The organism is Brasilonema sp. UFV-L1, from assembly GCF_012912105.1.
Taxonomy (GTDB): Bacteria; Cyanobacteriota; Cyanobacteriia; order Cyanobacteriales; family Nostocaceae; genus Brasilonema.
On sequence record NZ_QMEA01000002.1, the window covers coordinates 112,333 to 130,956 of the forward strand.

Genomic DNA, 18,624 nt, shown 5'->3' on the forward strand with positions numbered 1-18,624 from the left:
CGTCTTCTTTAACATATTGAGATGCTCCCAAATTCAGTTTATAAATCCCCTTTTTCTATAGTTTATTAGTCCCCGTTCTTAAGGACGGGGTCTTAATTACGGCAAACAAGTCCTATATTGCTGTACCTGTGCCAGAAGACAGAGGAATTATAAATGCAGATGCGGATTTTGTATCACTCAGCTTGTCACTTAAATGACTTGCTTGAAACAGATATTTTGCTTGATAATAACCAGGCAATCTTACTTCTCATTGATGAAAAACCAAATCAACTAATATCTCTTCAACATTTTTAGTTTGTTTTGGTTTTTCTGCTTTCTGTAAGATGATCTTCCAGAAATCTTCTACATAAATGAACTTTTTCCGGAAACGCCTGATTGAATATGTGTTCCAAACACTTTGGTAAAATCTTCCCTGGTCTAAGTCAAATTGCGGATACTCTAGTTGTTTTTGAAAACTCTTGATTCTCAAAGCTTAAATCAGCATTGAGAGCGAGTTTCTCAAATTCAAAATTAATTGTAAGTCTCTATTTTTTAGATAAGTTGAGGCAGCAATAGCACCTAGATGATGTCCGCTATCTAAAAAGCAATACCTCACACTCCTTTGTTTATATTTCCAACTAGACTTATCATAAACGCAAAGAATAAAAAAAATGAATCCAATGATACGATTATTCGAGAAAATCAACTCTCTAAACCATCATTAAGACCCCATCCTTAAGGACGGGGACTATTAAGACCCCATCCTTAAGAACGGGGACTATGAGAGGCTATTTATAAACAAAATATTAAGTTGGGGTGCCAGTTTTGGAGAAAGGTTTCCCGACAGAGGCTCTAGCGTTATGATCTTGTGAGTACTAGATAATCATTTGCAATTTCTAGACAAGAAATACCTTCTCTTCCTGTAGTCTGCTAGTAGATTTTAGTAGGAAACAGAGAGTACCAGCGAATAGATTAACTCGTCAATTCTAAAAAAATATTGATAATTTTTTTCAAAAATATTCCAGATAGTGAGCCACATAAATGAATAGGAATATTAACTGCTGACTGAGGAAATCACTTTGTAAGACTTATAAAGTCCTTCCATAGATGGAAGGAGACGATACTCCTAAGGTAGAAGTTTCAAGCAAGCATAGTAGTTACCTTTTCATCAGAAGCAAGACAAGCCTTAAGTAAACATCATCCACATAAATATCATGCACAATCACAAACGATTAATGAAAAAAATTGTTGGCAGTTTTGTAGGAGTTGCTAGTATAAGTACCTTCATCGTTTTTCCAGCAATGGTACAAGCCAATATCAACTCTAGTTCCTCTAACAGTTCTAGTCGGTCTCTGTTTTCCCAAAATACGCCTGAGACAACAAGTCCTTCTGGTGGTACTACGTCTCCTCCTCGCACTACGACTCCTAATCGTTCGCTTACTGCTTTAGATAAAGAATTTATGACTAAAGCGGCGCAAAGTGACCAAACAGAGATCCAGACAAGTCAGTTAGCACTCAAGCGGTCTCAAAATCAAGAGGTGAAAAACTATGCACAGCGTATGATTAAAGAACATACAGATTCAAGTCAACAACTCAAGCAGATAGCTAAGAAAAAGAGTTTTACACTACCAAAAGACATTGGTCCGGAAAACAAAGCTTTATTGACAAAACTGACCAAGTTAAATGGTAAAATGTTTGACCAAGCATATATGGAAGGGCAGCTTCAAGCTCATACCAAAACTCTGGCTGATTACCAAAATTACCTCACACAAGGACAAGACTCAGAGTTGAATGCATTTGCAAGTAAAATTGCTCCAATTGTCGCCGATCACCTACAAATGGTACAGAACATGGTGACAGGTACAGGAACTTCTAGCACAGACACGAATGGTACAAGCACTCCAAGCCCAGGAACTTCTGGTTCAGGACGTTAAGCAATAGTAAGGTATGGTAGGTAGTGTCTATCTAGTCATGAATGGATAGACAGTACTTACTTTTTCCGCGCAACAATATGAAAAATATGCCAATGTTTCTCCTCTCCTATAGGTGTTTTCCCAGGATGATCTTCTTCCTGTAAGATTTCTATTTCAAAAGGTTGCAGCAACATTTCTACTTGTTGACGTGTATGGTGATTCATGGAAGCATAAATAGCCCAAGAATCATGGTTACCAAACAATTGTCTACAAAAACGACCACCAGAACGCAATGATGAAATTATCTTTTCCCATAAACTAGGGAAAGATTCCGGTGAACAAAATGGTAGTGAAAAGCTGGCGTTTACTAAATCGACTGATTCTGGTAGCATGACATCTTGAAAAGCAACGACCCGAGTTTCCAAAAGTTGGCGATTAATATCTGGGCGTTCTAATAAACGTGCTATTGCTTCAGCTTCACCATCCATAGCTAAAACTCGCCAACCCCGACGTAAGAGTTCTACTGTATCTCGCCCTTCCCCGCAGCCTAAATCAACCGCAAACCGTGAGTATAGGACAGAAGTCTCGTTTCGGTTGAGACTTTCTATGTCAAAATACCCTAAAGCTTTAAGTAAAGTGTCTCGTGGCGGACGACCCACAACAGCATTATAGTACGCAGACCAATCACGCTCAAAAACTTGACCTTCAGATTGATAATTATTTAACTCAGACATAGTGCATATAAGTTAGAGATATGGAAGCTGATGTTATTTACAAACCATCAGCTCTTTAACAGAAATAATACTATTAAATTTTTCATGACGAAATATAAATTAATCTCATCAAAAAACGACAATTGCAGAAGTCAGTAACTCAAAGCAGTGATTAAGATCACTAATAAAATGATTAATGTTAGGTAACTTTTTTCTAGAGCACTGGTATAGTAATTTTAAAAACTTAGTTTCTATTTGCTAGACAGACTGAGTTTTCGTGAGTTCAACGATAAAGTTACCGAGTTTTTTAGCCCAATGTGTGACTAATGTACCAGCACTCTAGAAAGCTAAAAAATTTTGTTCTCTTTCAGCTCAATCCTCATTTCAGTAAGGAGATATTAGATATGATTAGTGTATTAGTAAATTTACTGAAGACGGAAATGTTTATCAGAAGCTAGTATTAACACGATAGTTGCTGTTGCTTTAGAAAGTGGCTGGCTTTCTCAAGCAACCTCAATATCTGGAACAATACATTTCTCAGTTTGATTTTGGATGTGAGATGAGCAAGTAGGTAATTTGTAAGGGAAAAGGTAAGATATATTTTACCTTTTCCCTTCTTCTTTTTGACGAGTCATTTTCTATTTAAAACACAAAATCTAACACAAAATCTAAAATGTCTCTGGTTAGTTGATGAGTTAAAGGCAAACTATCAATCACCATTGCAGCGCAGAGTAACATCATATAGAAAATTGAGTAGAGAAATAGAGAACGTGCTAATTGTTTATCATCTGGATTGTACAATAGCGCCCAAGCTTTTTTGATGAAAAAAGCTCCTAGTATAATAGCAATACAGGTGTAAACAACACCTGTGACATGAAGCGGATAGAAGAGCAAAAATGTACTGGGGATAAGAAGTAAAGAGTACACCCAAATTTGGCGAGTTGCAGCAACATTACCAGCAACAACAGGAAGCATGGGTACACCAACTTTGGCATAGTCATCACGGATCATCAATGCTAAAGCCCAGAAATGAGGAGGTGTCCACAAAAAGACAATTGCAAATAGTAACCATGCAGCCCAGCTTAAACTATCTGTGACCGCCGCCCAACCAACTAACGCTGGAATTCCCCCAGCAGCACCACCAATGACTATGTTTGCAGGATTATGCCGTTTGAGTAAGTGAGTGTAGACGCCCACATAAAAGACAATACCAGACATTGTTAATAGGGCACTGAGCAAGTTGACAAAGACAGCAAGTAGGATGAAGGAAAGACAAGCAAGGGCGATCGCAAATATTAAAGCATGCGATGGCTGTACACGACCAGAAACCAAAGGTCGGTGGCGTGTACGTTCCATTTGATCATCAATGTCGCGATCATAAATACAATTTATCGTTTGAGCACTTGCAGCAGCAAAAGTTCCACCACAGACAGTGACAAGCAACAATACTGGGTTGACTTTTCCACCAGACGCAATCCACATACTACCAGCAGTTGTCATAAGTAGCAGGGGGATAATCCGAGGCTTTGTGAGTTGATAATAACTGTGAATGACTTGTAGAAAGTTTTGATGGTGGCGTGTAGCGGTGTCCTCAATCATGATTTGACGAATTCCTCATGTGTTCACTCATCATCAATGCGAACATAAATTTTTTGAACCAATTCCCGAGTTAGTGTCAATCGTCTTTCTCCTACTGTGATGACAAAACAAGGAAAGTGCTGTTCTACAGTGATGGAAGTTCCTGGTATTATCCCCATTGATATCATCTCTTGGAGAGATTTTTCGTCCTTAATGTTGCAGAACTTGATGATTCCTCGCTCTCCTTTTTTGAGCAATTCTAGTGAGGAACCAGTGACACGAAATTTAGAAAACATTAATAAATAAAACTCAAAAAATTAGATTCCCGACTTCTTTAAAAAGTCGGGAACTTTGTTGTCTACAACTGATTTCAGATTGCTATAGTACCTTGATTTGAAGTTTGAGAGACGTAGCATACTACGTCTCTATACAAATAAGGAAAGAAATTTCCTTACTGTTCAAAACATGGCAACAAGATATGAACTAAACCAAGTATGGTTCTTGGTTAGTCTTAATCGTGCAATCAGAACGTGGATAAGTCACACAAAGTAAAGCAAAACCCTTAGACATTTGTTCGTCATCCAAAAAGCTTTGCTCTGATTGGTCAATTTCACCTTCAACAACTTTCCCAACACAGCTAGAGCAAGCACCAGCGTGACAAGAAAAAGGCAAATCAATACCGTTTTCTTCGGCTGCATCTAGGATATTTGTCTCTTCATCCACTTCAATTGTGGTATCTAGACCTTCTTTCTTGTTGATTAATCTAACTTGGTATGTAGCCATTTTTGATTTTTCTCACACGCGGTACAGTTAGGTTTTATGACTTCAAGGGTGTAAGAAAGTCAAAAGTCAAAAAACATTTTTTAGCTTTTTACTTTTTACTTTTTACTTATTTAGCTACAAGGTATACCTGCTGAGGAGCAATCAGCTGTTCTAAATGACTTTCCACAGCCGCAGGTATCAGTAGCCTTGGGGTTGATGAATTTAAATCCGCTTTCCATCACTCCCTCTACAAAATCGATAACCAAGCCTTCCAATAACGGTACACTTTTAGCATCTATGTAAACAAGCATCTTGCCTTGCTGGCTGACTAAATCATCTGGTTGTGGCTTACTTGTGACTTCCATTGCATACTCATAGCCACTGCAACCACCATCTTTAACAGAGATGCGGATACCTTTAGTTGGTGTATTGGTTTCGTCGGAAGCAGAACCTCGTAACAACATCCGCAGGTGAAATTCTGCTTTTTCCGTCAAAGTAACCGTCATCTAACCTCCTAATTGGTAGAAATTAGTTGTTGTGATTCAAGATGTGAACTTGTGAGCGTGGTGATGAGTAATCTGACTGCAATCAGCACTTGTATTGGTACTCCTGAAAAAAAACAGACACTGAATAAAGCAGTCAATGCAAGCAAAAGCTGCAACATTGGATTTGGGGGATTTGGGATTTTTAGACGTTCTGAGAAACAAAGTTATGGCAAACGCTAGAGCAATCAACGAAGATACCAACATAGAGAATACTACTTGTTGCAATGACTCGTAGTTTCTAGAGGTTGAGATTGTGAGTATCTCCAAGGCGCACTATTACCGCATACAGCACAAGAGCGATCGCGGTGAGAACGGCGTTTGACAAACTCCATCCGGGTTAAGTCAATTGTCAAAAGTTCTGACAACAAAGGTTGACTAAGCCCAGTGATCAACTTGATCGCCTCCAGTGCTGTTAAACAAGCGAGTGTTCCAGAAACAGCACCGAGAACAGAAAAGCCACGCCTATCCCAATCAGGTTTTTCAGGAAATAAGCAAGACAAACAAGGAGTCACACCAGGAATAATCGTCGTCAAATAAGCCTCCATCCCATCCATTGCTGCTTCCACCATAGGTTTACGCCAGCGTACGCAAGCCTCATTTAACAGATCACGCTCTGTAAAATTATGAGCGCAATCAAGAGCCATATCAGCTGATTGCACCAAGGAGTCTACATTTTCCGGGGTGACATATTCATGAACTGCTTCCACTTGAACATCAGGATTGATGGCTTGGAGAGTTTCTTTTGCTTTGAACACCCTCGGCTTGTCTACCCAATCATGCGTCATCAGAATTTGACGATTCATGTCATCAAGCCGCAGATCACCACCCCGGACTAAAATCAGCCGCCCAACGCCAGCTACTGCAAGGTATAGTGCCGCCGTACCGCCTAATCCTCCTACACCTGTCACCAGAACCGTCGCTGACTTGAGGCGCTTCTGTGCTGTTTCGCCAAAATTAGGAAGCATCATTTGACGACGGTAACGTTCCAACTCAGTGGGCGTTAGATTTACCACTTTTTACCTCCTAATCCGATGTGATTTCTGTCAGCGTGACTACATTTTTCGGCTTCTGGTTAAACACTTTGAACAGTTTTTGTTCCTGGGGTGTTGATTCAAGAAAGACTTGATAGGCTTGTTGTAGCGCTTCGCGATATTTACTGAACCTATCTGAAATACTCAGGTCAGTATCATTCTCATCAATTTCTTTAATAAATTGAGAAAACTTTTTCAAAATATGCAGACGATTTACATTCACAACCTTTTGGTCGTAAGGAAGTTGAAAAAACTCAAAATACTCTTCTGCATCTTCAAGTTTTTTAAATTTATCATAATCCCAGGTCATTTTCCATGCTCCAGTTGTTTTAGCTGTTGCTTAAGTTCGTCCAACTGACGATAAATTTCATAGGTTTGGGAGGCAACATCCATAAGTTGTTGATAATCTGTTGGTAATCCCTCTGCCAAATCATGCAAATCCATTTTCATCTGACCTGCTTTACTATTGAGGCGTTTTATCTGAGTTTTCAGCTCCTCAATAGTAGATGTTTCCTCAGCTTGTGCCATCAACACCTCCTGATTTCTTAAAAAATAAAATGGAAGAGAGAAGAGAAAAATCAATCAGAATTTAGAAGCCAAGAGCGTTTAGTGGCTTTGCTCAAAAACTTATGAATTCTAAAAAAATAATTTTTACTCTTCATTCTTGAAGATTTTTAAATCCGACCTACTTCCGGGAAACGCTTAGCCAAATCAACAGCACTTTGTACAAACTTTTCTCCCTCTTCTGCTAATTTTTCCAAAGAGTCAAAACCAAAGCGATGTGCATCTCGTAAAGTTTTTGCAACTAGCAAAAGACGACCAGAAAAGATAAGTGCCCAGCCAAATCCTTCATGACTCAAATCAATCACAACTTGAGACAAAAGACCTGTTTCCTTTTCAATACAGGCAGCCACAGCACGATAAAATGCCATAATTCTTGCCTGAGTCATTGGGTCAACTTCACCCTCAACCGAAATTTCCCGTTTCTTTTGTTTGCTGACAATAAATGGTTTGAGCAGCAACTCATCCGACCAATTCCGATAAGTTCCATAACTATCTTGACCCCGGAATTGTTGCACGATTGCCTTGATAAAAGGCGAGTCTAAGGTTTCGGTTGAGGATGTTCCATTAACATTATTAGTGAAACTCATACTGTTGCTTCCTCTTCTAATTCATCTTCAAAACTTTGGGGTTTTGCTTGTAAAGCTTTACGCAGCCAAGGCGGAGGATTACCTTTAAGAGTTTGCACTAACTTGTTGAGAATATCGGCAATCTCTTCTTCTTCAGAACGTGCTTTAACTGGAGTCACACCCTTCTTAATGAGTCGAGCCGCTGCACTACCTCCAATTGCTGCAACATAAACAATCTTGCAGTCATTCAGTGCATTAAGTTTTGGTGTGAGCTTATCCTCATTACCATCTTGCTTAAGGTCACCATCAAAAGAAAGAGTTTCTAAAAACTCATAACCTTCGTCAGAAATTTCATACACATCAATTTCTTTCGCCCATCCAAAGTGAGCATTGATGTGAACTCGGTCACTTGTTGTAAAGGCAATCTTCATGCTTAATTCTCCTCTCCTCAAGTTATGAGTGATGAGTAATGAGTAGTAAAAATGCATTTACGACAACTCATAATTCATAACTCACAACTTATTTATAATTTAGATTTCAGAACTTAAAACTTTTAACTTTCCAGGATGCTGAATTTTTGCTTCCTCAACCTGCAAAAAAATGTTCCCAATCTCAAACAAAACCTGCATCGTACCTCGGTAACCCACTTTAGTAAATAGACCATTACCCAAGCGGTCAAAAATAGGAAACCCCTGACGATAAACAGGAATTCCTAATCGATTCGCAACAGCAACTGTGTGAGAGTTACCAATAAGCAAGTCAGATGTCGGTGCGAGTTGCTCAAAATCTTCCAAATCACCTATAGTGACAGTATGGATAGGAAGTTTTTCCAGTTGAGGAGAGCGAGTCGTCGTCACCGCTGCATGAATTTCAGCTCCCATCGATTTGAGGAAATGAACTGTTGACCACAATAAATCTGGTTCCAATGCTAAGGATACTCGTTTGCAACCAAAATAAAAGTGAGTGTCGAGCATAGCATCTTGCAACTGACGGCGCTGGCGGCGGTATTTTTCTGGTACACTAGTACCACTCAAATCTGCCAATGCTTGCAAAAAATTATCCACTGGTTCTAATCCAGTCAGTTCACCAAACACCTCGTAGGGAATCCCAAAGCGTTCATGCAAAATTTGCGCGCAAGAGCGCATACTCTCACCGAGAGCTAAGGTGAATACGGAATTACCAATCTCTCGGAGTTCTGTTAAGCTTGTCCCACAAGCAGTTACAGCACTGTAAGAATCTTCTAAATGACCATCGAGTGAAGCAGAAAGATCAGGAACAACAATCGGCTTCAAGCCAAAAGCAGTAACAATCTCTTTGATTTCCTCAACATCTCCAGGCGTGAAAGCAGAACTCGGCAAAATCACGACTTGCGTGGGATAAGCATCTTGCTTGTCGCTTTTTTGGGCAAGTTCCTTAATTATGCTTTCAACAGCAGCAGCATAACCATCCTGCAACGTGCCCTTAAAATCAGGAGACGAGACTAATACAATTGGTAGATGATTGAGTTCTGGGTGGCGATCGCGAATTTCCCTAATAAATCGCGGCATATCATCACCTCTGGTTTCTGTCAAGGCAGTTGTACACAAACCAATAATTTCTGGCTTTGTCCTCTCGGCTAGGGTAACAATAGCTTGCTCAACATTTTCCTCCCCACCCAAGATAGTGCTAACTTCCGTCATTGCTGTGGTAGAAAGGGGAATCGACTCACAGAAATGCTTCACCAACATGGATTTAGCAAAAGCAGTACAGCCTTGGGAACCGTGAAATAGAGGTATCATTCCCTTCAATCCCAACAAAGCCAAAGCAGCACCCAAAGGTTGACTAAGTTTCAGAGGATTCACAGCAACTGATGAGTTTGTCACAGTTACAATTGCCATTAGCTGTCCTCCAGTAAAACAGATGAAGAAGAAATTGCTTGCTCAAGAACTTCAGTTGTTTCCCACGGTGCTCTTTTGCGTACTTGCTCCCACACAGGACTATAAAGCGCTTCGTACAATTCTCGTGCCATTTCCACCATTCCTTCATAACCTGCATACGGATGATGGCGTTCCTGGTTGATGTGTAGAAAAGGAATCCGAGCTTTCAAAGCGGTGTATTGATTGCGACCTCCCGCAATCAACATATCAGCATTCTTTTCCTTGATGATTCGCAGAAGTTCCTTAGGACTTTCTTGTTCTAGCATGATGCCATCCTGACTAAGCAACTTCTTGATTTTTGCTTTATCCTCCTCAGTACTTTTCCTGCTACTGGTCGCAACGACTTCCATTCCCAAGTCTTTAGCCGCTGAGATCATTGACCAACTCTTCACGCCACCAGTATAAAGAACAACACGTTTACCTTTAAGTTTCTCACGATACGGAGCTAAAGCCACATCCAAAGCCGCAGTTTCTTCTGCAATTAGCTTTTCTGTACGTTCTTGCAAATCGGGATCACCCAACTTTGCAGCAATATTCCGCAGACAGCGGTTCATGTCTTCTATGCCGTAGAAAGACTCCTCAATATAGGGGATGCCATAGCGCTCTTCCATTTTTGTCGCCATGTTAAGTAGCGCTTTTGAGCAAATCATGACATTGAGCTTAGCACGGTGAGCATAACAAATTTCTTTGTAGCGACCATCACCCGTCATTTTTGCCAAAACTCGAATACCTAATTTCTCAAACAGTGGCAGAACATTCCACATTTCCCCGGCGATGTTGTACTCACCAATGAGATTAATGTCATATGGCGTGGTGAATTCTGGTTCAGCTGTTCCGACAACATAATCCAACAAAGCTTCACCAGCAAGACGGTTACCAAAATTCTTGCTACCGATAAATCCTGGTGCATTTACAGGAATCACAGGAATTCCTGTTTTCTGGGCAGCAGTTTTACAAACAGCATCTATATCATCACCAATTAAGGCAGTCACACAGGTAGAGTAGACAAAAACCGCAGTCGGTTTATAGCGATTTTCTACTTCCAGAATTGCTTTGTACAGCCTTTTTTCACCACCAAAGATAACATCAGTTTCATCCAAATCAGTGGTAAAGCCTGTTTTGTACAGCGTTGGACCAGAAGAAAGACTACCACGACTTCCCCAAGAATTACCAGAGCAGGCGATCGGTCCGTGAACTAAATGAGCAGCATCAGCAATAGGTACTAAAGCAATCATTGCACCATCAAAAGCACAACCCCCTTGAGCAGCTCCAGGTTTGGGTTGTTGCGTGCAAGACTTATTTTTCTTGTCTCCATGTTTGCTTTTATTGTGTTCACACCCAGGCTGAGTGAGCAACTCGTTTTTTTTACTTTGGGTGATTTTCATTTCTTTATGACAGGATAGAGGACATGAATTATTAGCTGTTAGTTGTCATCTGTTCTTTTGGCACTAACCACTCACGAACAAATCATGACTAGCAAATATATTTCGTAACATCCTCTCCACACTCATCCGTTAGATAAGATAATGCTCGAAAACGCAATCCTACAAAATTATCGTACAAAGGATTGAGTTTACATAGTGGAGGAATATGAAAGGTATATCCAAAGAATTTGATACTGCGTTCAAAGGGACAACAGCAAGGAATTATTCGGCAAATAAGATGAGCAAGTCGAGCATTTTTTACTTGGATTCCATCCACCAGATAGCGCAAAGGATATAAAATATCTAATGAACTTGATTTTTTCTGAGTAGGTGGATGGTGATTTTGGTGATTATGAGTGTGAGTTATAGTTTTCATATTAAATAACTCAAGAAAAAGGTAAAAGGAACTGGTAAGTAAGATGAGGAATGAATAGTGGACACAATGTCAGTTTTTAGTTGTTAATTGTTAATTCATTTTTCTTAGAAATAACCGCTAACTACTAACTACTAACCACTAATCAATCCATTCATCGTTACTACCTTTTCCTTTTCCTTTGTTAGCACGTCGCAGGTGAATGAAATTTCTAACGAATCAAGTCGTAGGAAATATCTGTCTTAGAAGGAATGTTGGTGTTTTGGTCGATGTCGTCGAAGATAGTATTGACGACCCAGTTGAGGAGGTTGATCACACCTTGATAGCCGACAGTAGCGTAGCGGTGGAAGTGGTGGCGGTCCATGATGGGATAGCCAATTCTTACGAGAGGAACCTTGCAGTCACGCCACAAGTACTTACCGTATGAGTTACCGATGAGCAAGTCTACGGGTTCAGTGAACAACAAAGAACGCATATGCCACAGGTCTTTACCAGCCCAGAGAGTTGCGCTCTTGCCATAAGGGCTAGATTCTAGTAACTCTTTAAGTTCTTTCGCAAACTCATCGTTGGAGTTGTGAACAACGATATGTACAGGTTCAGCACCCATTTCCAGCATGAAGCCCACTACACTGTACACGAGATCTGGATCACCGTAGATAGCGAAGCGCTTGCCATGAACCCATGCGTGGGAGTCAGTCATCGCATCCACTGCTCGACCACGTTCGATTTCCAGTTCTTCGGGAATGGGTTTACCAGTCAATTCACTGAGTTTCATCAAGAACTCATCAGTACCCTTAATACCCCAAGGACGAGAAACAACAACTTCTTGCTTCCACTCTTTGGCGATGTAATCGCGAGTCTTGGGAGTAGAGTGTGCTTGCAGAGCAACTGTGGCTTTAGCATTAATTGAATCTGCAGCTTCTTCCAGAGGAGTACCACCTGGGTACATATCAAATTCACCTGTGTTAGGTGCATCCAGATAGTCGCTGTTATCAGCCAGAATGGTGTAATCGATACCCATCAGATTACAAATCCGCTTGATTTCCCGGTTATTACCAACATAAGTGTCAAAACCAGGGATGAAGTTGATTTTACCATTGCTGGTTTCTTTCTTCTTACCTGCAGTCAGGTTAGAAAGAATACCCTTCATCATGTTGTCGTAGCCTGTGATGTGGGAACCAACAAAGCTAGGAGTGTGAGCAAAAGGTACTGGGAAATTTTCAGGAACTGAACCTGCATTCTTAGCGTTAGTGATAAAAGCACCCAAGTCATCACCGATAACTTCTGCCATACAGGTGGTGCAGACAGCAATCATCTTGGGCTTGTAGAGTTGGTAGGAGTTTGCTAAGCCGTCAATCATGTTTTGCAGTCCACCAAACACCGCTGCGTCTTCAGTCATGGAAGAAGACACGCCGGAAAATGGTTCTTTGTAGTGACGGGTTAAGTGGGTGCGGAAGTAAGCAACGCAACCTTGGGAACCTTGGACAAAAGGTAGAGTGCCTTCAAAACCGACAGCAGCAAACATTGCCCCTAAAGGTTGGCAACCTTTAGCAGGGTTAACAGTTAAAGCTTCACGAGCGAAGTTCTTTTCACGATACTCCCAACTCTTCGTCCATTCTGCAACCCTTTTTACTTCTTCAGGGTCGTGTCCGTTTTCAAACTCTTTCTTGTTTTGAAATAGCTGCTGGTACTCTGGCTGGTGGAACAGCTCGACGTGATCTTGAATTTTTTCCGGATTCTGAGGCATTTCTCTATCTCCAAGCTTGCTGGATTTGTTACGTGTGGTTTAGTTTTTTTGTTGTCTGGTTCCCTGGCTGAGCCTGGGAATGCCTAGCCTGAGGCTTTGCCTCACCAATCTTGTTTGCCCTGGGAGGCTCAGCCTCCCCTAATGCGTTACCAGGCTCAGCCTGGTAACGAGGTATTCCTTAGGCAACAGCCTTAGCCTGAGCCTTAGCTTTAGCGTTTTTATTCCAAGGAGCACCGATTAATCCCCAGGTGGGGCTGTTGAGTGCTAGATCCATGTCGCGAGCAAAGATAGCGAAGCCATCATAACCGTGATAAGGACCGGAGTAATCCTTTTTATGATTAAATAGCTTTAAATAGCCTAATGTTTACAGTAAGCAGTGTCAGTTTTAAACATTGTTTGCTGGTAACACATTTATTTTTAGGCTAAATATAGGCTAAAAACACAGCAATGCATAACCAGGATTTTGACAAGTATCAGCAAGCTTTTGCAGACTTGGAGCCAGTTTCATCTACCGATGGCAGTTTTCTTGGCTCAAGTCTGCAAGCACAACAGCAAAGAGAGCATATGAGAACAAAAGTACTACAAGAGTTAGAGAAAGTTAATCTACGTTTGAAGTCTGCAAAGACAAAGGTGACAATCAGGGAGTCTAATGGAAGTCTGCAATTACGAGCGACGTTACCAATTAAACCGGGAGATAAAGACACAAATGGCACTGGAAGAAAACAATACAATATTAGCTTGAATATTCCTGCTAATTTGGATGGATTAAAAACAGCTGAGGAAGAATCTTATGAATTAGGAAAGTTAATTGCTCGGAAAACCTTTGAATGGAATGAGAAATATTTAGGTAATGAAGCAACGAAAAAAGACTTAAAAACGATAGGAGAGTTACTTGAACAATTTGAAAATGAGTATTTCAAAAATCATAAACGCACCACCAAAAGCGAACATACTTTTTTTTATTACTTTTCTAGAACAAAGCGATACACTAATCCTCAAGATTTAGCAACTGCTGAAAATCTGATAAAATCAATAGAAAAAATTGAGAAAGAATGGGCTAAATATAATGCAACTAGAGCTATATCTGCATTCTGTCTGACATTCAAAATCGACATTGACTTATCAAAATATTCAAAAATACCTGAAAATCATTCCCGAAATATACCTACAGATGCTGAAATATCCGCAGGAATGAGTAAGTTTGAAGATTATCTCAAGAACAGAGGCAATCAAGTTAATCAAGATGTTAAAGATAGTTGGCAGCTTTGGCGATGGACATATGGAATGTTAGCAGTTTTTGGTTTACGACCACGGGAACTTTTTATTAATCCGGATATTGATTGGTGGTTAAGTCAAGAGAATATAGACTTGACATGGAAAGTTCATAAAGATTGTAAAACTGGTGAAAGACAAGCATTACCTTTACATAAAGAATGGATTTCAGACTTTGATTTAAGAAATCCTAAATATTTAGAGATGCTAGCAATCGCAATCAGTAAAAAAGACAAGAATAATCATGCAGAAATAACGGCATTAACACAACGAATGAGTTGGTGGTTCCGGAAAATTGGATTGGATTTTAAGCCTTATGATTTACGTCACGCTTGGGCAATTCGAGCGCATATTCTAGGAATACCAATCAAAGCAGCAGCAGATAATTTAGGGCATAGTGTGCAAGTTCACACCCAAACTTATCAGCGTTGGTTTTCGCTGGATATGCGGAAGTTAGCGATTAATCAGGCTCTGAGTAAGAAGAATGAGATTGAGTTAATTAAGGAAGAAAATACTAAACTGAGGATGGAGAATGAAAAGTTGAAATTGGAGATTGAGAAGTTAAAAATGGAGTTAGTTTATAAGCAAAGTTAACAATCAACATCATGAATCAGCCATTACCTCACTTCGTCAGCCATATTGTCGATCGCTTGCAGTCAATTCAAGGAGTTACAGCTATTGTGCTGGGTGGTTCACGGGCACGAGGCAACTATACTGAAAAGTCAGATGTGGATTTGGGGATTTACTATCAGCCAGAAAATCCGCCCAATCTAGCTGGTTTAAATCACCTCGCCTCTGAACTCGACGACAACCATCGCGCGAATCTAATCACATCAATTGGTGAATGGGGCAAATGGATTAATGGCGGCGGTTGGTTACAGGTTAATCGTGTTCCTGTAGATTTCCTTTATCGTGATATATCCCAGGTTAGTCGTGTGATAGACGCTTGCCAAGCAGGCAGAATTACCATCGATTATCAACCAGGACATCCTCACGGCTTCGTGTCGTCAATTTATATGGGCGAAATTGCATTTTGTCAGCCGCTTCACGATCCGCATGGTGTTATGGCAATGCTAAAGACAAAGACAATACCTTATCCCGCTCAACTTAAACAAGCAACTATTGACAAGTTTGCTTGGGAAATTAATTTCTCACTATTGGTTGCAGCAAAAGCCATCGCACGTGGTGATGTTGCCTATGCAGCAGGTTGCTGTTTTCGTAGTGTAGCGTGCATGAATCAGGTGTTATTTGCGCTCAATGAAGCATACCTGTTAAATGAAAAAGGAGCAGTGGCAATTGCAGACACCTTTAGTACTTGTCCTCAGCATTATCGAGCGCGGGTTGAATCAGCATTTATCTTGCTAAATGTTGATGCAAGATCCATCGCAGAAGCGATTGCAATCCTTGAAGGAATCGCGCATGATTTAAGTGTGATATCAAATCTGTGAGGTGATGTCATGCTGGAATGCGATCACTTTGGTGGGTACAGCAATATCTCATGAGCTTGCAGCCCAAAGCACTGAAACGTCGTATTGTTTGAATATAGGATCGGCACTCACCAGCACCATATCCTCAGCGATCGCTTGTGCAATTAACATTCTGTCAAAAGGATCTCGATGATGTAAGGGTAACGCAGATGCAAGTATTGCATGAGATGCTGTAATCGAAAGCGATCGCACCCCCAACTGTACCATCCGACTGGAAATGTAGCTGTCGAGCGGTTCTGGCAACGGCAACTTTCCGATAGCAACTTTTATCCCCATTTCCCAGACACTAGCAACAGAAAGCCACAATTCATTAGTTTCGTCATTAATCTGCGCGATCGCCTCCTCATTCAAACGCTCTGGTTGGGCAAACCACCATAACCAGCACTGCGTATCCAGCAAAAGTTTCACTCCTGGCTACCCTCAAATGCTGCTAGGATATCTTCCGGTAAAGGAGCGTTGAAGTCCTCTGGCACTACAAAACGCCCTCGATCTTGCCCTAGACTACTCCGTCGATTGGATGAGGATCGAAACGGAACCAGCTTGGCAATCGGAATGCCTCGGTTTGAAATAATGATTTCTTCTCCAAGTTCTACCCGCGACAAAAGGCGTGAGAGATTCGTTTTAGCTTGGTGGATATTGACTGTTTCCATAATAATTTTAAACTAAGTCTACAAACTAAGTTTATTATAATTGATAATTTTAGAAATTACATTGCGGCCAAAAGGTCTATTAACAAAGAAGCGCGATCGCTCGATCATGTAGGGTTGGGCTAATAAAGCGCGAAAAACTGCGGTGCCTCCTTTTGATGCCTCCAGACAAAGTGCATGGACTTCGGCGTCGGACGCTAAAAAACAAGTCTTCTGGTACGGTTCGCCGTTTCCTTCGATATGATGAAGGGGCAACAAGAGCGCTTCAACACGGGCTTAGAACCCGTTACTTGTAATTCGGCACCGCAGTTTTTCCGGGAAGGCGTGAAACGGTTGTAGGCGATCGCTATGATGAGCAATATTGTCGTTTAGATTTTAGGTGACTCAAAGCATAACTTACTCAAGCAACCAACCAAACAAAGAGATGGATCAATGAGTTAGCACACGCGAACAAATGGAACGAACCCTACCAGCGATTTGATATTATTAACAAAATAGGCGATCGCGCAAGGGTTCGGCTCCCTCTGGAAGCATCACCCTTTGGGCAGCTCCATACGAGCATCACCTTCGATGATTGCAATCATCAGCAAATTTGCAAAAACACTATGGCAAAGCGTAAGAAAAGCAATCTCCAGTGGATTAAAGAAACGCTTGAACTAAAACCCGACCATCGTTGGGAATCTCCATCAGGCTACAAGATTTTTGTAGCAGATCGGGGGGCTGTTCGCTTCAATGTTCCCCAAAATTGGGTTTTTGAGCCACAAGAAAAATCGTTCAAGTTCCTCGATAGAAAACCACCCAATGATGATTGCTGTCTGGAAGTATCTTTCAATCGCCTACCACCCAATGACTGGAGCCAGTTTCCGCTAAAGTCCACCTTGAAGAAAGTAATACAAGACGACAGTCGTAACGTCATTGAATCGGGAGAAATCTTTACCATCAAACGTCAAACCGCCAGGATTGTATGGACAGAAATTAAATTTATCGACACCCAAGCAGAGCCACGCGAAGCTTTTTCACGGACTTGCATTGGTTTGGGGTCGAATGTTCAGTGCTTAATTACATTCGATTATTGGGCAGATCAAGCAGAGCAGCTCACACCTGTTTGGGATGAAGTGATGCGTAGTCTCACACTAGGCCTGTATATCCGTGACCCAAGAACTGGTGCAGCTTTCCCAGACTGAACCACAAGATTAAAAAGTAAAAAGATAAATGATTCAAATACAAGATTAGAGATAGAAGCTGAGTTAGATAGATGACAGAATTATTAAGACATCAGGGGTTTTCACATGCATGTGATTACTCGTAAACGACTTAATGAATTTGCCAAACTCCATCCAGATACAGAGAACGCTTTGGCTCAATGGTATCGATTAGTGAAGCAAAATCAGTTTACCTCATTTGTGGAACTCCGTGAAATATTTCCATCAGCAGATCAAGTCGGGAAATTGACTGTGTTTAACATTGGCGGCAACAAAGTTCGACTCATCGCCGCAATTCACTACAACCGTCAAAAAGTCTATATCCGGGCTGTGTTAACGCATTCAGAATACGATGAAGGAAAGTGGAAAGAATAATGCAAAGTTTCAACCTCGATCAAACTATCACTGCTTGGTCATCAATTGCCGAAAACGTCTTTGTTCCTCACACTGAGGAGGAATATGATCGCTTGGTCGAAATGCTTGATCGCCTTATTGATCAAGTTGGTGAAGATGAAAGCCACCCGCTGGCGTCTTTAATGGAAGTTATCGGTGTCTTAATTGAAAACTATGAAACTGAACACATTCCTGAGTTAGAGGCGATCTCTTAACTTCATCCAGTATGAATATGCAGTGGCGTGTTGCCTGTGCGAAGGCGATCGCCACAACAGGTTACTCCTTGTGCGTCTCACACACAATCGCTAAATGTTGTCGATTTAGGCGATGTATACGACGGACTGCGCCAACACAGTTAAACTTGCTCTACGAAACTGATACTGTTTCAATTACAGACTCAATTAGGGTAAATATATGGACAATTTCCATCTGATGTCCAAATAGGAATATTAGATGGAAAATTTCTGAATAACCACCCCGAATTAGGTAATTAGACGGAAACTTTTTGTATA

The 18,624-nt window shown here is 40.9% G+C and carries 23 protein-coding genes; 7 read left to right on the forward strand and 16 right to left on the reverse strand.

The window, feature by feature from the left end:
* The first annotated feature begins 1,214 nt into the window (after positions 1 to 1,214).
* Entirely contained in the window at positions 1,215 to 1,913 is a 699-nt protein-coding gene (locus DP117_RS01235; RefSeq protein WP_169216516.1) for a DUF4142 domain-containing protein, read from the forward strand.
* Between the two features lie 56 nt (positions 1,914 to 1,969).
* Here the strand turns inward: DP117_RS01235 and DP117_RS01240 are convergent, their stop codons facing one another.
* From DP117_RS01240 to DP117_RS01260, 5 genes are all read right to left on the reverse strand, one after another.
* Positions 1,970 to 2,626, reverse strand: coding sequence for a class I SAM-dependent methyltransferase (locus DP117_RS01240; RefSeq protein ID WP_169216517.1), 657 nt, complete (start codon positions 2,624 to 2,626; stop codon positions 1,970 to 1,972).
* Positions 2,627 to 3,247: 621 nt separating this feature from the next.
* On the reverse strand, positions 3,248 to 4,204 hold the full coding sequence (locus DP117_RS01245; RefSeq protein WP_169216518.1) for a heme o synthase: 957 nt from the start codon (positions 4,202 to 4,204) through the stop codon (positions 3,248 to 3,250).
* Positions 4,205 to 4,227: 23 nt separating this feature from the next.
* Positions 4,228 to 4,479, reverse strand: coding sequence for a FeoA family protein (locus DP117_RS01250; protein ID WP_169216519.1), 252 nt, complete (start codon positions 4,477 to 4,479; stop codon positions 4,228 to 4,230).
* A gap of 187 nt (positions 4,480 to 4,666) precedes the next feature.
* On the reverse strand, positions 4,667 to 4,966 hold the full coding sequence (locus DP117_RS01255) for a 2Fe-2S iron-sulfur cluster-binding protein (RefSeq protein ID WP_169216520.1): 300 nt from the start codon (positions 4,964 to 4,966) through the stop codon (positions 4,667 to 4,669).
* A 110-nt stretch (positions 4,967 to 5,076) separates the two neighbouring features.
* Positions 5,077 to 5,451 (reverse strand): iron-sulfur cluster assembly accessory protein, encoded by a 375-nt coding sequence (locus tag DP117_RS01260; protein WP_169216521.1) that lies wholly within the window; start codon positions 5,449 to 5,451, stop codon positions 5,077 to 5,079.
* A gap of 63 nt (positions 5,452 to 5,514) precedes the next feature.
* Between DP117_RS01260 and DP117_RS01265 the strand changes: the two genes are divergently transcribed.
* Positions 5,515 to 5,670, forward strand: coding sequence for a hypothetical protein (locus tag DP117_RS01265; RefSeq protein WP_169216522.1), 156 nt, complete (start codon positions 5,515 to 5,517; stop codon positions 5,668 to 5,670).
* Positions 5,671 to 5,702: 32 nt separating this feature from the next.
* On the opposite strand, the gene DP117_RS01270 is transcribed toward DP117_RS01265, so the two are convergent.
* From DP117_RS01270 to nifK, 9 genes are all read right to left on the reverse strand, one after another.
* Entirely contained in the window at positions 5,703 to 6,503 is an 801-nt protein-coding gene (locus DP117_RS01270; protein ID WP_169216523.1) for a HesA/MoeB/ThiF family protein, read from the reverse strand.
* A 10-nt stretch (positions 6,504 to 6,513) separates the two neighbouring features.
* Positions 6,514 to 6,831, reverse strand: coding sequence for a nitrogenase-stabilizing/protective protein NifW (nifW, locus tag DP117_RS01275; protein ID WP_169216524.1), 318 nt, complete (start codon positions 6,829 to 6,831; stop codon positions 6,514 to 6,516).
* Positions 6,828 to 7,049, reverse strand: a complete 222-nt coding sequence (locus DP117_RS01280) for a CCE_0567 family metalloprotein (RefSeq protein ID WP_169216525.1) — start codon at positions 7,047 to 7,049, stop codon at positions 6,828 to 6,830. Before DP117_RS01280 ends, nifW begins: the two co-directional genes overlap by 4 nt.
* 146 nt (positions 7,050 to 7,195) lie before the next feature.
* The gene (locus DP117_RS01285; protein WP_169216526.1) at positions 7,196 to 7,672 is read right to left on the reverse strand and encodes a NifX-associated nitrogen fixation protein; all 477 of its coding nucleotides are present in this window, start codon (positions 7,670 to 7,672) and stop codon (positions 7,196 to 7,198) included.
* Positions 7,669 to 8,082: a nitrogen fixation protein NifX gene (gene nifX / locus DP117_RS01290; RefSeq protein WP_169216527.1), complete on the reverse strand. Its 414-nt coding sequence runs from the start codon at positions 8,080 to 8,082 to the stop codon at positions 7,669 to 7,671. Before nifX ends, DP117_RS01285 begins: the two co-directional genes overlap by 4 nt.
* Before the next feature lie 99 nt (positions 8,083 to 8,181).
* The gene (nifN, locus tag DP117_RS01295; RefSeq protein WP_169216528.1) at positions 8,182 to 9,528 is read right to left on the reverse strand and encodes a nitrogenase iron-molybdenum cofactor biosynthesis protein NifN; all 1,347 of its coding nucleotides are present in this window, start codon (positions 9,526 to 9,528) and stop codon (positions 8,182 to 8,184) included.
* Positions 9,528 to 10,952 (reverse strand): nitrogenase iron-molybdenum cofactor biosynthesis protein NifE, encoded by a 1,425-nt coding sequence (gene nifE / locus DP117_RS01300; protein ID WP_169216529.1) that lies wholly within the window; start codon positions 10,950 to 10,952, stop codon positions 9,528 to 9,530. Before nifE ends, nifN begins: the two co-directional genes overlap by 1 nt.
* A gap of 88 nt (positions 10,953 to 11,040) precedes the next feature.
* Complete coding sequence (locus tag DP117_RS01305; RefSeq protein ID WP_169216530.1) at positions 11,041 to 11,367, reverse strand: Mo-dependent nitrogenase C-terminal domain-containing protein; 327 nt, start codon at positions 11,365 to 11,367, stop codon at positions 11,041 to 11,043.
* Positions 11,368 to 11,575: 208 nt separating this feature from the next.
* Positions 11,576 to 13,111: a nitrogenase molybdenum-iron protein subunit beta gene (nifK, locus tag DP117_RS01310; protein WP_169216531.1), complete on the reverse strand. Its 1,536-nt coding sequence runs from the start codon at positions 13,109 to 13,111 to the stop codon at positions 11,576 to 11,578.
* A gap of 447 nt (positions 13,112 to 13,558) precedes the next feature.
* Between nifK and DP117_RS01315 the strand changes: the two genes are divergently transcribed.
* Together DP117_RS01315 and DP117_RS01320 are read left to right on the forward strand one after the other, a co-directional pair.
* The gene (locus DP117_RS01315) at positions 13,559 to 14,977 is read left to right on the forward strand and encodes a site-specific integrase (protein ID WP_211175850.1); all 1,419 of its coding nucleotides are present in this window, start codon (positions 13,559 to 13,561) and stop codon (positions 14,975 to 14,977) included.
* Positions 14,978 to 14,988: 11 nt separating this feature from the next.
* Positions 14,989 to 15,831, forward strand: a complete 843-nt coding sequence (locus DP117_RS01320; RefSeq protein ID WP_169216532.1) for a nucleotidyltransferase domain-containing protein — start codon at positions 14,989 to 14,991, stop codon at positions 15,829 to 15,831.
* A gap of 48 nt (positions 15,832 to 15,879) precedes the next feature.
* On the opposite strand, the gene DP117_RS01325 is transcribed toward DP117_RS01320, so the two are convergent.
* Both DP117_RS01325 and DP117_RS01330 read right to left on the reverse strand, forming a co-directional pair.
* Positions 15,880 to 16,278, reverse strand: coding sequence for a type II toxin-antitoxin system VapC family toxin (locus DP117_RS01325; RefSeq protein WP_169216533.1), 399 nt, complete (start codon positions 16,276 to 16,278; stop codon positions 15,880 to 15,882).
* A complete protein-coding gene (locus tag DP117_RS01330) occupies positions 16,275 to 16,520 on the reverse strand; it encodes a type II toxin-antitoxin system Phd/YefM family antitoxin (protein ID WP_069350686.1) in 246 nt (81 codons plus the stop codon). The genes DP117_RS01325 and DP117_RS01330 overlap by 4 nt, the downstream gene beginning before the upstream one ends.
* Before the next feature lie 602 nt (positions 16,521 to 17,122).
* Here DP117_RS01330 and DP117_RS01335 point away from each other — a divergent pair.
* The 3 genes from DP117_RS01335 to DP117_RS01345 all read left to right on the forward strand — a co-directional run bounded on the left by DP117_RS01335 (position 17,123) and on the right by DP117_RS01345 (position 18,327).
* On the forward strand, positions 17,123 to 17,701 hold the full coding sequence (locus DP117_RS01335) for a hypothetical protein (RefSeq protein ID WP_169216534.1): 579 nt from the start codon (positions 17,123 to 17,125) through the stop codon (positions 17,699 to 17,701).
* Between the two features lie 105 nt (positions 17,702 to 17,806).
* Positions 17,807 to 18,094, forward strand: coding sequence for a type II toxin-antitoxin system HigB family toxin (locus DP117_RS01340; RefSeq protein WP_169216535.1), 288 nt, complete (start codon positions 17,807 to 17,809; stop codon positions 18,092 to 18,094).
* Positions 18,094 to 18,327, forward strand: a complete 234-nt coding sequence (locus DP117_RS01345; RefSeq protein WP_169216536.1) for a hypothetical protein — start codon at positions 18,094 to 18,096, stop codon at positions 18,325 to 18,327. Before DP117_RS01340 ends, DP117_RS01345 begins: the two co-directional genes overlap by 1 nt.
* The last annotated feature ends 297 nt before the right edge of the window (positions 18,328 to 18,624 follow it).